The 13263-nt window shown below is 36.7% G+C and carries 12 protein-coding genes; 1 reads left to right on the top strand and 11 read right to left on the bottom strand.

What is annotated here, in order from left to right:
* The first annotated feature begins 4 nt into the window (after positions 1 to 4).
* The gene (locus tag ACJJVT_RS15950; RefSeq protein WP_405400018.1) at positions 5 to 1153 is read left to right on the top strand and encodes a serine hydrolase domain-containing protein; all 1149 of its coding nucleotides are present in this window, start codon (positions 5 to 7) and stop codon (positions 1151 to 1153) included.
* A gap of 10 nt (positions 1154 to 1163) precedes the next feature.
* Here the strand turns inward: ACJJVT_RS15950 and ACJJVT_RS15945 are convergent, their stop codons facing one another.
* The 11 genes from ACJJVT_RS15945 to ACJJVT_RS15895 form a co-directional block, all read right to left on the bottom strand.
* Positions 1164 to 2321: a methionine aminotransferase gene (locus ACJJVT_RS15945; protein WP_405400017.1), complete on the bottom strand. Its 1158-nt coding sequence runs from the start codon at positions 2319 to 2321 to the stop codon at positions 1164 to 1166.
* Positions 2322 to 2403: 82 nt separating this feature from the next.
* Positions 2404 to 2949: a type 1 glutamine amidotransferase domain-containing protein gene (locus ACJJVT_RS15940; RefSeq protein WP_405400016.1), complete on the bottom strand. Its 546-nt coding sequence runs from the start codon at positions 2947 to 2949 to the stop codon at positions 2404 to 2406.
* Between the two features lie 131 nt (positions 2950 to 3080).
* The gene (locus ACJJVT_RS15935; protein ID WP_405400015.1) at positions 3081 to 3563 is read right to left on the bottom strand and encodes a very short patch repair endonuclease; all 483 of its coding nucleotides are present in this window, start codon (positions 3561 to 3563) and stop codon (positions 3081 to 3083) included.
* Between the two features lie 66 nt (positions 3564 to 3629).
* Complete coding sequence (locus ACJJVT_RS15930; protein WP_324024657.1) at positions 3630 to 4376, bottom strand: succinate dehydrogenase/fumarate reductase iron-sulfur subunit; 747 nt, start codon at positions 4374 to 4376, stop codon at positions 3630 to 3632.
* A gap of 65 nt (positions 4377 to 4441) precedes the next feature.
* Complete coding sequence (locus ACJJVT_RS15925) at positions 4442 to 6457, bottom strand: fumarate reductase/succinate dehydrogenase flavoprotein subunit (RefSeq protein WP_405400013.1); 2016 nt, start codon at positions 6455 to 6457, stop codon at positions 4442 to 4444.
* Positions 6458 to 6469: 12 nt separating this feature from the next.
* The gene (locus ACJJVT_RS15920) at positions 6470 to 7147 is read right to left on the bottom strand and encodes a succinate dehydrogenase cytochrome b subunit (RefSeq protein WP_282074883.1); all 678 of its coding nucleotides are present in this window, start codon (positions 7145 to 7147) and stop codon (positions 6470 to 6472) included.
* A 181-nt stretch (positions 7148 to 7328) separates the two neighbouring features.
* Positions 7329 to 7748 (bottom strand): hypothetical protein, encoded by a 420-nt coding sequence (locus tag ACJJVT_RS15915; protein WP_405400012.1) that lies wholly within the window; start codon positions 7746 to 7748, stop codon positions 7329 to 7331.
* A gap of 109 nt (positions 7749 to 7857) precedes the next feature.
* Positions 7858 to 8247, bottom strand: coding sequence for a DUF2721 domain-containing protein (locus ACJJVT_RS15910; protein WP_324024653.1), 390 nt, complete (start codon positions 8245 to 8247; stop codon positions 7858 to 7860).
* A gap of 12 nt (positions 8248 to 8259) precedes the next feature.
* Entirely contained in the window at positions 8260 to 8598 is a 339-nt protein-coding gene (locus ACJJVT_RS15905) for a cupin domain-containing protein (RefSeq protein WP_405400010.1), read from the bottom strand.
* Positions 8599 to 8601: 3 nt separating this feature from the next.
* The gene (locus tag ACJJVT_RS15900; protein WP_405400009.1) at positions 8602 to 11448 is read right to left on the bottom strand and encodes a WD40/YVTN/BNR-like repeat-containing protein; all 2847 of its coding nucleotides are present in this window, start codon (positions 11446 to 11448) and stop codon (positions 8602 to 8604) included.
* A gap of 82 nt (positions 11449 to 11530) precedes the next feature.
* Positions 11531 to 13243: a M28 family peptidase gene (locus tag ACJJVT_RS15895; RefSeq protein WP_405400007.1), complete on the bottom strand. Its 1713-nt coding sequence runs from the start codon at positions 13241 to 13243 to the stop codon at positions 11531 to 11533.
* Positions 13244 to 13263 lie beyond the last annotated feature (20 nt).

Genomic DNA, 13263 nt, shown 5'->3' with positions numbered 1-13263 from the left:
TTTCATGAAATTACATTTTATCACCTTCGTAGCCCTCCTTGGTTTTTTAAATCTACAGGGGCAAGAATATTACTTTCCAGAACGAAATGCAGACTGGGAAATAAAAGCACCAAAAGATTTTAAAATTAAAGATGCCAAACTAAATGAAGCGGTTGATTTTGCAGAGGCAAATGAGTATTCAGGCTCCAAAGATTTGCGTATTGCTATTGTAAAAGGCTTTGAAAAAGAACCGTTTCATAAAATATTAGGGCCGACTAAAAAACGTGGCGGTCCTGCAGGCATGATTCTTAAAAATGGATATGTAGTCGCTCAATGGGGAGATACCAAAAGAGTTGATATGACTTTCAGTGTTACCAAGAGTTTTTTGAGTACCATGGCAGGTCTTGCCGAAGATGAAAAGCTAATTACTGATACTAAGAATTTGGTAGGTGACTACATCTGGGACGGCACTTTTGACGGTGTACATAATTCTAAAATTACTTGGGAACATTTATTGCAACAAAACTCCGCATGGTCTGGTGAACTTTGGGGAGGAAAAGATTGGGCAGATCGACCACCAAGTGAAGGCGGTATTGATGATTGGAAGTTGGCAACACCTAAAGTACCAGGTACTGTTATGGAATATAATGATGTGCGTGTAAACGTATTGGCATATTCACTTACACATGTATGGCGTAAACCAATGCCTTTGGTTTTAAAAGAAAAAATTATGGATAAAATCGATGCATCTTCTTCATGGCGTTGGTTTGGTTATGATGATGCTTGGACAGAGATTGACGGACTTCAAATGAAGTCGGTTACTGGCGGCGGACATTCAGGGGCAGGAATATTCATTAGCGCAGAAGATATGGCTCGTTTTGGTATGTTGTTCTTGAATAATGGTAAATGGAAGAATGACCAATTGATTTCAGAAAATTGGATTAAAAAAGCTACTACCCCTTCAACACCTAATGCAAATTATGGCTACATGTGGTGGTTAAATAAAAAGGGCGCTAGACATTGGGAAGGTCTATCAGAAAACATCTACTATGCTGCAGGTTTTGGCGGTAACTTTATCGTAATAGATAAAGAGAATGATGTAGTCGTGGTAACTCGTTGGTTAGAGCCTAGTAAAATTGGTGAATTTATGACTAAGGTAAATGCTGCTTTTTAGTAAATAGGTATTAGAGCTTGCATAGAATTTCTACTGCTTTTTCTAAAGTTTCCTGTTTTTTAGCAAAGCAGAATCTCAACATATGATCATTTCTATTATGAACATTGAAAGATGAGATTGGTATAGATGCTATGCCGTTTTCGGTGATTAATTGCTTTCCAATTACTTCATCTTCTTCATTTGAAATATTGGTATAATCTAATAATTGAAAATAAGTGCCTTGGGATGGTTTAAACTTGAATTTGGACGATTTTATTCCTTCAAGAAAGAAATCTCGTTTTTGTTGGTAAAAATTGTTCAAATCTAGATAGTGTGATCTATTTTTCAAATAGATAGCCAATGCCCGTTGCACCGGATGATCTACGCAGAACACCGCAAATTGATGCACCTTTCTAAACTCAGCCATCAGTTCAGCTGGTGCTACACAATAGCCCATTTTCCAACCGGTTACATGAAATGTTTTTCCGAAAGAAGCGCAGACAAAACTCCTGTTGGCTAAATCTGGAAATCGCGAAGCACTTTCATGCACTTGTCCATCAAAAATGATATGTTCGTAAACTTCGTCGCTCAAAAGAATAATATTGGTGGGTTTTAATATCTTCTCTAACTGTTCCATATCCCATTTGGTAAGAATTGTTCCGCTGGGGTTATGAGGCGTATTTATGATGACCATTTTGGTTTTATCGGTAATCTTATTTTGAAAGGCTGTCCAATCTATCTTATAATCTGGAGCATCTAATTGAACATAAAATAGTATTCCTCCATTTAAGACGATTGCAGGCTCATAACAGTCGTATGCTGGTTTTATAACAATTACCTCGTCACCTTTGTTGACAAATGCTGTAATTGCCGTAAAAATGGCTTGTGTGGCGCCAACGGTTACCGTTATTTCACTTTCAGGATTATACTCGTAATTGTGTAGTGTTGTGATTTTGTCTGATATTACCTCTCTAAGTCCGTAATACCCTTGCATGGGTGCATATTGATTATAACCGATGTTAATCGCCTCACTTACCAATGCCTTTAATTTGCTATCAGCCTGAAAATTTGGAAAACCTTGAGATAGATCAATAGCCTTATGTTTACGTGCAAGATTGCCAACGGTTGTAAAAATGGTAGTTTTTATATCGGGTAATTTAGAAGCTTTGGTAAGTGGTGTATAATCCATAATAGTAAATGTATGAATTTTAAATACGGACATAAAAAAAGCCCAACCTATTGGTTGGGCTTATCAATTCCATTAGAATGAATTATGCATGCTGCATTTCATGTTTTCCTTCTTTTATTTCCTCAATTAATTTGGAATTAAAAGCTGGTAAATCATTCGGATTTCTACTGGTTACAAATCCTTCATCAACTACGACCTCTTGGTCTACCCAATTGGCTCCTGCATTGATTACATCATCTTTTATGGAATTAAACGATGTCATTTTTCTTCCTTTTACCACTCCGGCACTAATCAGTGTCCAAGGAGCGTGGCAAATTGCGGCTACTGGTTTCTTTAATTTAAAAAAGTCGCGTACAAAGTCCAATGCTGTTTCTTCTCTTCTTAATAAATCTGGATTGATAACCCCACCTGGTAAAACCAAGGCATTGTAATCTTCAGCTTTAACTTCGTTTAGTGTTTTGTCTACTTTATAGCTGTTAGACCAATTACCATCTGCCCAACCTTTTATTTCTCCTTTTTCTAAACTTACAATTTCCACATTAAAGCCTTCTTTTTCCATGGCTTCTTTTGGAGATTTTAATTCACTTTCTTCAAATCCATTTGTAGCTAATATTGCTATTCTCTTCATATTATATAGTTTTTACGATTAATAATTTTGTTAATCACTAAGTTACTAATCATACATGCTGATATCCGTTAAGGCTATATTAAATAAGGGTTTACAAGGGTTAAACATTTATTAAATGAACTTTATAAAACTCATTTTGTGCTCATTTGCACGGTATTTAAATGATCAAGGGTAGTTGCTAAGCAGTCATCTATATTTTTTTTGATTTCAGATTCCCAAAACCTGAATACCGTATATCCTAAATGACTAAGTTCTCTGTTTACTTCATCATCGCGCTGTATATTTCGTTCTATTTTGGCAATCCAGAATTCTCGATTGGTTTTCACCTTTGGTTTACGTTCTTCCCAATTTTTGCCATGCCAATATTCCCCATCAATGAATATGACCGTTTTGTATTTAGGCAAGGCAATGTCAGGTTTACCGATCAGCTTTTTGTAATCTATGCGATAGCGATATCCGGCAGCGTATAATGCTTTTCTAAATGCAAGTTCAGGCTTGGTATTTTTCCCTTTTATTTTGCTCATTATTTTTGAGCGCTGTGGGGTAGTGTAGAAACCAGATTCTTCATTGAACCTAGGTACTTTAATTCTTTCTTTGGGATAGCCTTCTGACATATCTTAAAAATAAAAAATCCCGAACCTTTACGGTCGGGATTTTTTAAAACTTTATGATTGTTAAGTCTAACTTTTAACGTTAGCGCTTAAGAACTCACGGTTCATTCTTGCGATGTTTTCTAAAGAAATTCCTTTCGGGCATTCTACTTCACATGCTCCAGTATTGGTACAGTTACCAAAACCTTCAAGGTCCATTTGTGCTACCATGTTTTTAACACGATCTACAGCCTCTACTTGACCTTGTGGTAATAATGCGTATTGAGATACTTTAGCACCTACAAACAACATTGCTGAAGCATTTTTACAACTTGCAACACAAGCACCACAACCAATACATGTCGCGGCATCCATTGCCTCATCTGCAGCGTGCTTAGATATTGGAATACCATTAGCGTCTTGAGTGTTACCTGAAGTGTTTACAGAAATGTACCCACCAGCATGTTGTATGCGGTCAAATGAACTTCTGTCAACAACTAAATCTTTAATTACAGGAAATGCTTTTGCTCTGAACGGCTCAATAGTAATAGTATCGCCATCTTTGAACATACGCATGTGCAATTGACATGTGGTTACCCCTCTATCTGGACCATGTGCTTCTCCATTAATGAACATAGAGCACATACCGCAAATACCTTCTCTACAATCGTGGTCAAAAGCTACAGGCTCATCACCTTTATTAATCAACTGTTCGTTAAGAACATCCATCATTTCTAAGAATGACATATGTTCAGAAATCTCTGTCACTTTATAATCGACCATTTTACCCTTATCTTGGGCATTTGATTGTCTCCAAATTTTTAATGTCAGATTCATATTTTAAGTATTGAGTAATGAGTATTATTTTATGAAGTAAATCATATGTAATAGCTCAATACTATTTATTTATAACTTCTTTGTTTTAATTCGATTTCGTTGAACTCTAGCTCCTCTTTATGTAAAACGGCATCACCAGGTTCTCCTTTATATTCCCATGCAGAAACGAACGCGAAATCAACATCGTTACGTTTTGCTTCACCTGCTTGTTCTCCACCGATCTCAACAGACTCTTCTCTAAAGTGACCACCGCAAGATTCTTCTCTTTCTAAAGCATCTTTGGCGAATAGCTCACCCAGTTCTAAGAAATCTGCTACACGACCCGCTTTTTCCAATTCTGCATTTAGTTCGGTTGCAGTACCAGGTACACTTACGTTCTTGTAGAAATCTTCACGTAAAGCCTTAATTTCTGCCATTGCTTCTTTTAAGCCTTCAGCGTTACGAGACATTCCACATTTCTCCCACATGATATTACCTAATTTTTTATGGTAATAATCTACAGAGTGAGACCCTTTGTTGTTTACAAAGAAATTAATTTTATCTGTTACTTCTTTTTCAGCAGCATCAAATTCTGGAGTATCGGTTGCTATTTTACCTGTACGAATTTCGTGAGATAGGTAATCACCAATAGTATATGGTAATACGAAATAACCATCTGCTAAACCTTGCATTAAGGCAGAAGCACCAAGTCTGTTTGCACCGTGATCAGAGAAGTTTGCTTCTCCTATACAGTAAAGTCCTTCTACAGTAGTCATTAAGTTATAATCAACCCAAACACCGCCCATGGTATAGTGTACCGCTGGGTAAATCATCATTGGGGTTTTGTACGGATCTTGATCAACGATCTTCTCATACATTTGAAATAAGTTGCCGTATTTCGCTTTTACGATAGCGGCACCTAATTCATATATTTTTGCTGGTGAAGCGTCAGAAATGTTATGGATTTTAGCTTGCTCAACACCGTAACGTTGAATTGCAGAAGCAAAATCTAAATACACAGCTTCGCCAGTTGCATTTACGCCGTAACCGGCATCGCAACGTTCTTTTGCAGCTCTCGATGCAACATCACGTGGAACCAAGTTACCAAATGCAGGGTATCTTCTTTCTAAGTAATAATCTCTTTCATCTTCAGACAAATCGGTCGGCTTTTTCTTGCCTTCGCGAATTGCCATAACATCATCCATGTTTTTAGGAACCCAAATACGACCATCATTACGTAAAGATTCAGACATCAACGTAAGTTTAGACTGATAATCTCCTGAACGAGGAATACATGTTGGGTGAATTTGAGTATAACAAGGGTTTGCGAAAAATGCTCCTTTTTTGTGTATTTTCCAAGCAGCTGTAGCGTTAGAACCCATTGCATTTGTTGAAAGGAAATAAACATTTCCGTATCCACCAGAAGCAATAACTACTGCGTGTGCAGAGTGGCGTTCTATTTCACCAGTAACTAAGTCACGAGCAATAATACCACGAGCTTTACCATCAACCTTTACTACATCTAACATTTCATGACGATTGAACGGGGTAATTTTACCACGTGCAATTTGTCTGTTCATTGCCGAATAAGCACCTAACAATAATTGTTGGCCAGTTTGTCCTTTAGCATAGAAAGTACGAGAAACTAATACACCACCGAAAGAACGGTTGTCTAAAAGTCCGCCATAATCACGTGCAAATGGTACACCTTGGGCAACACATTGGTCAATAATATTTGCAGAAACTTCTGCTAATCTATATACGTTTGCTTCTCTAGAACGATAATCACCACCTTTTACGGTATCGTAAAATAAACGGTAAGTTGAATCACCATCACCTTGATAGTTCTTTGCAGCGTTAATACCACCTTGTGCAGCAATAGAGTGAGCTCTTCTTGGAGAATCTTGGTAGCAAAATGTTTTTACATTATAGCCTAATTCTGCTAAAGTTGCAGCAGCAGAACCACCTGCCAATCCTGTTCCAACAACGATTACATCAATATTACGTTTGTTAGCAGGGTTAACTAAATCTATATGGTTCTTATAATCGGTCCACTTCGTTTTCAACGGACCTTTAGGTACTTTTGAGTCTAATACAGACATAAGTAATAGGTATTAATGATTAAAATGATGAAAAAGTGCAATGAAAATAAAACCTAACGGAATTGCGATCGAGTACACTTTAGCAAACAATTGTAGTTTTTCTTTTCTCATGCTAGATGCACCGGCAGACTGAAATGCAGAACTGAAACCATGCATAAGGTGTAGCGATAAGAAAATGAAGGCAATTACATATGCACCAACACGTAATGGATTTTCAAATTTATGAGCAAGTTCCTCATAGTATCTGAATCCTTCACCGTTCGGTAGCAAACCGGTCATGTCTCCATCAATAAATTTGGTGTTGATTTCTGGAATCCAGAAATCGATAAAGTGAAGTACTAAGAAAGCCAAAATAGCTAATCCGCTGTAAATCATATTACGGCTCATCCAAGATGAATTGGCAGCACCATTGTTTTTTGCGTATGTTTTTACTCTTGCACTTCTGTTTTTAGCTTCTAAAATGAAACCCATCACAAAGTGATAAATAACACCGAAAATTAAAACAGGCTGCAAAACATATTGTACGGCCCAAAAAGTACCCATAAAATGCGAAGCTTCATTAAACGCATCGGGACTTATAACCGATAAGATGTTTATTGCAAAATGCTGAAGTAGAAAAAACATTAAAAAGAAAGCAGAAAGCGCCATTGCGTACTTTCTACCAATCGAAGATTTAAAAAATCCGCTCATTAGTCGTTAATTTTATATGCGAATGTACATCACAAGCTAGTTATTAACAAGAATTAAGCAGTTTTAGTATGTCTATTTAGATTGATTTTAAAATGTATTTTTCGTGTGTTTAAGAATTTTCTCGAATTAGTTCGTTTAAAATGCGAATTCTTGAACAAAAATCGATTTGGAGTACTACTAGCTAATGTGCTTTTTTTGAGATATGTAGCGCCCAGGTTACAGCTTCGTCTAATTCTGTGAATGTTTGAATTCTTTTTGGAAAAATCAATTGTTTCAATATTGAGCTGAGTATATTGTTTTTTAATGCACCGACTGAAGCAATATACTGCATGTCAAAACGATTTTTGTGAAACTTGAACCATTCAAAAGGTGATACACGATATTTATTCACCCTATTGGCAATATAAATTAATGGAATACCCTTTTCATAGATTTCTTGTGCTGCGTAGACTGCTTTTTTTGCATTCTTCCACTTGAATTTAGCACCTTCATTCATTTCAGATATAACAATACCTCCTTTGAAGAAATAAAACACTCCAAATTCAAACTCTCTTATCTCTCTGATTTGATTAAATAATTCGAGTTCTCGAACTCTTTTCATGCCTATTTATGTCAGGCGGTAAAGATACTAGATATTAACCTAATAGCTTATAAAAACATCGACGAACGGTAAGGTTATTAGTTAGGATTCTTTACTTGATGAGTAACCATTATTTCTCCATATCCTTCAACTGAATTTCTAAGGCTTTGGTCGATAATTGAACTTCGATCAATGAAAGCACCAATGAAATCATAAGTGCAAATAAACTTATACTAAATACCAAATTAGCCCAAAAGGTGAATTCCGCATAAATTAAGGTCATGGTAATTACGGCCAAAAGGAAGCTTACAATAGCAGTTGCCTGCATATTCTTAATTATGGTAAGTCGCTTTCTTAATTTTTGTACCTGTAAACCAACGGACTGCGATGCCGTTTCTTGATATTTTTGATGTAATTGTCGAATTAAGGCTGCAATGGCTAAATAACGAGCATTATAGGCTAGCATAGTCAACGAAATAGCTGGAAAAAGTAGTGCTGGTATCCCTAAAGTTAATTCCATAATTGGTTTTTCTTAATCTGTTGCAATTCCGAAATAGGTCCAAGTAACATCTGTATCAAAAGGATTGTGCTGGCCGTGAATTTCACCTGGTTCTATGGTTATGCAATTTCCTGCGCCTACTTGGTACTCTTTGCCAGAGATAGTAAAAATTGCTTTACCGGTTTGTATATGAAATACTTCGAACATCGTATCATGTTGATGTAATTCTACTTGTTGACCAGGTTTAAAAACGGCAGTGCCATACATCATCAATTGCGGAATTTCGCCACGGTTGATTAATGTTCTTTTTTTAATATCCGCATTATGGCTTACTCCTAAATCTGGCAGTGTATTCCAATCTACTATCTTCATTTTTTACTCTATTTCGAAAGTGATGTTTTCACTGGTACCGTTTCCTTTAATTTCAACAACGTATGATCCTTTAGGTAAATAAGTACTTCCGTTATCAGCTTGCTTCAATACGGTTTTGTGCTTTTTAAGGTAATTTAGTTTTCCAATTTTTGAAAAAGCTAAGTCGTATGACAGAATATTTAGTCCTTTATTCGCTATAATTTCTGTTTCACTAACTACAATGTCGTCAGATGTTTTAATCTTAGCTTGGTACACATCATCTCTATCAGAATAGAAAGTGACATCTAAACCAGGTGTACTTGCCTTTGACCAAGAGCTCCATGAATTCCCCCAACGGTTAGAATGCTTTATGTTTTCTAGCGGATAAGTATGTAATGCTTTTTCCAGTACTTCAGTTGTCATATTTTGCAATGCTGAAATATCTGCCTTGTAAATGCTTCTACCGTGCGTACCCACTATCAAATGCTTGGCTTCTTTTTGAATTACCAAATCATGTACCGCAACATTGGGCATTCCGTTTTGAAGAGATTCCCATGATGTGCCACCGTTTAAGCTGACATATAAACCATTGTCTGTACCTACAAATAACACCTTCTCATTTTCGGTATCTTCAATAATTACATTTACTGCAGAAGTTGGAATGTTTGCCGAAATGTTTTTCCAAGTAGCACCTTTATCTTCACTTACATATATATAAGGTGTAAAATCATCTGATCGGTAGCCATTTAAAGTAGCATACACTCTATTTTTTTCATGTTTAGAAGCAACTACGCGACTTACCCATAAGTTTTGAGGTAGGTTTTTAGAAATAACTTCCCAATTTCCACCACCATTTTCTGTGCATTGAATTAAGCCGTCATCACTACCGGTATACATCAATCCGAATTTGAATGGAGATTCTGATATGGTCGCTAAGGTTCCGAATGCTACATTACCTTTTTTATCGCCTTGGGTTAGATCGCCCGAAATGGTTTCCCAAGTATCACCTTTATTTAAAGAGCGATGCAGCTTATTGCTTCCCATGTATAAAATATCTTGATTATGGGGTGATAATAGGATAGGAGATTGCCAGTTGAAACGATAGGGAGTCTCACCTAACTCATGCTTTGGCTGAATATAATTGCGAAGGTCATTTTCTAAATCGATTCTGAAATAATTCCCAAATTGATATCCCGTGTAAACGATATTAGCATTGCGATTATCTACTTGTACTTGCATGCCATCTCCACCCATTATGGATTTCCAAGGGTATTGACCTGTTTGTTGCCATTTTGTGTTTTCTTCGGCATTATTCGGACCCATCCAAACGCCATTATCTTGAAGACCACCATAAACATTGTACGGCTTTTCATTATCTACGGCAATAGCATAAAATTGACCTACGGTTGGTGAGTTGTTTTTAAACCAATTTTTACCGTCATCATAACTAGTATTTACTCCGCCATCATTTCCGTTAATTAAATGACCCGGTAAATTCGGGTTAACCCAGACTGCGTGATGATCAGAGTGTACATTATCGCCATTTATAGAAGTGTATGTTTTGCCACCATCTTTTGATGAAATAATAGGAACGCCAGATAAATAGATGGCATCTACATTATTTGGGTCTACGGTTATTTGTGCAAAATAATATCCATAGCTATAGAACAAATCGTCTATATAATCTTCATTTTGCTTTGTCCATGTGGTACCACCATTATTACTACGATATACTTCTGCCCCAACAACAGGGGTATTAAATAACATAGAATTTGCATCTTCTAAATACAAAGCAAGGTCTGTTGGTTGTACGGCATTGCTACGTACCATTTGTTTTACGTTGGCAGCTCTGTATTTTTCATGAAAATTATTGGTCTTTAAAAATTCATTTAGGTCTTTATCGTTAAGATCTAAGAACTGTTCTTTTGAGAGTGATTTAAAATCATCTTTGGTCAAACCAACTTGCTTCTCTTTTTTTTCTTTGGATGCGTTTCTTCTAAACTGACTGTCATGAACAGCATAAACGGTATTATCATCAAAAACTGCCAAACCTATTCTGCCTACTCCGTCACCAGTAGGAAAACCACTTGTGGGAGTAGAAATTTTAGTCCAAGTACTGCCTGCATCTGTACTCTTATAAATACCAGAACCTTCGCCGTTACCAATAAAATCCCAAGCTTTTCTGTCTTTTTGCCAAGCCGCAGCATATTGAATGTTATAATTATTAGGGGAAACTGCAACGTCAATCATACCTGTTTTGTCATTTATGAATAAGGTATTTTTCCATGTTTTACCGCCATCAGTAGTTTTGTAAATACCACGTTCTTTGTTGTTCGAATATAAATGACCTGTTACACCAACGGTAACTTCATTTGGATTATCCGGATTCACGACAATACGCCCAATATGGTGCGAATCTGATAACCCCATATGTTGCCAAGTTTTACCTTTATCGGTAGATTTTAGTATTCCGATACCTGCATACGATGAACGCGATGAATTATTCTCGCCAGTACCTGCCCAAATAGTTCCGCTTTGCCAGTGAACTGCAATGTCACCAAGATTTTGTGTTTGAGTTTCATCCATCACTGGGGTAAAAGTATTACCGTTGTTATTGGTATACCATAAACCGCCAGAGGCATAGGCTACATAGTATTCTGTAGGGTTATTTTCATTGACCGCCAAATCAACAACACGACCACTCATTACAGACGGACCAATATTTTTTAATGGAATGTTTTTAACCAGAGAATTGGTTTCCATCACTTTTTTTGCAACTAAAGATTCATCAACTTTTTGTGAAGAAGTGGGTTGAATTTGTGCCGATACAATAGTAATACTGGCTAGAAATAACAGGAAAGAGTTTTTCATTTTCATTTGTTTGATCATACTGATGGTAAGTTACTGATTACTTATACCCTTGGCAAATTGTACTGTGATGCTAAATAAATTTTTATTGAAGCGCTTTTTTTAATTCATTCGATTTTTGCTGTATTTCATTTTGGGCATTTGAAATAGCAGTTTTAACGGCTGAATTTTTATTGGTATTTATATCGTTTATAGAACTGAGAGATTTAACATACCAATCTTCCCAAGCAGAAATAATTTGCTTTTCCTCGTCGATTTTACTGCCGTTTTTAAGTGCTAATAGACTTAATTTTGACTCGTCTTCTAGTCGAACAAAAGCCTGTTCTTTTAAAATTTTAATCTGTTCATGTACAAATGTATCTGACGCGTTTACCAGTTGCAGCCCACTCACTAAAGCTGCAGTGCCCACATTTTTCATAGTTTCTTGAGATACCTTATCTAAACGGTCGTTATCGGTATGGTAAAATTGATCCGTAAAATGCCAAAGTAAAAGTCCGGGAATATCTGCTTGCAAAAACGGAGTGTGATCGCTGCCGCCTTCAAACGGATTGGTTTCTATTATCCAATTGGCATATTCACCTTGCTCTTTGAAAGTAGAAATGATAAAGTCGTTCAGGTAATGCGGTTTCATATCTGCTAATTTCAAAACCTCACCTCCCCATTCGCTATGTTTATCTTTTCCGCGTGTCCAAATAGCACTTGGGTCAGGCATTTTTTCAATTAAGAATGTACCGCCAGTTACTGCAGTGTTTTCACCCACCATATCTAGGCTAATGCCCCATTTAATGACTTTTGCACGTTCTGGATTTTCCTGAATATACCGGTTGGTAGAAATGATTTCATCGCCCCATAAAAAGGTCATGGTTCTTTTGAATTCTATTTTGTTTTCGGCAAACAATTTAGCGGCTGTTTTAGCCATTTCTAACTGCGTGCCAACACCTGTAGCATTGTCATTTGCGCCAGGTTCCTGAATATGGGCACTGTACACCAAACGTTCGTTGGGCAATTCGCTTCCCTTTATATCTGCAACAATAGTGAGTTCTTCGGATGGGTATCTTTTGGTCTGAATATTAACTAGAACTTCAGTTTTTCCTTTCTTAAGTTGCGCTACTAATTTCTCTTTTGCTTCGTAGGATAGTGCAATGCCCCAGAAATTACCATCATCTTGAGAAGGAAGACTTCTAAACTGAATAGAGGTCTTGTTTTTTTCTGGTTGCAAATAATCCGGATTATCATACGTAAGAATACCAATGGCACCTTTTTCTAAAGCTAATTTGTACAACCGCCTAACACCCATTTCAGCAAAAACAACTTTATTTTTTAATGAAATGTTCTCTAAATCATCCATAGAATTTATCCAGACAACTTCAGCTTTTACTCCTTCTTTTGGAGTAGAAACTGAATTTAAATAGGTCATGTTCCGATTCGTTTCTGAAAGTAGCAATGGCTTTTCTTCTCCTACAATTTGTAAAGATGCTGATATAGGTTCCCATGTTTGGTGGGTCATTTCTCGCTTTTCAATACGATAAGTTAGTCGGTCGCTTTCTTTTGCTTTTTCCTCTAAAACATAACCTGCAGCTTGTAAACTATCTGCAAGAATGTATATTGTTTTGTTAAAACCCGTATTACCCACAACACGCCAATAATCTTCAACAAAATCGGTGGTCTTGTATGCCAGCTGACCCGTAAATTCTGGACGAACAATATCAAAATAGTTCACTGGTTTTTCTCCAGTATGCTGAGAGCATCCTGTTAAAAAAGAGAAGCAGAGTAGTGCGGGAACAATACCCTGCTTCATTATAATTTTTTTAAGTGAAC

Origin of the sequence: Maribacter sp. Asnod2-G09, assembly GCF_045063795.1 — a bacterium.
In the GTDB taxonomy this organism is placed as follows: Bacteria; Bacteroidota; Bacteroidia; order Flavobacteriales; family Flavobacteriaceae; genus Maribacter.
Note: the sequence above shows the minus strand (reverse complement) of the source record. Positions and strands in the feature narration are given on the sequence as shown.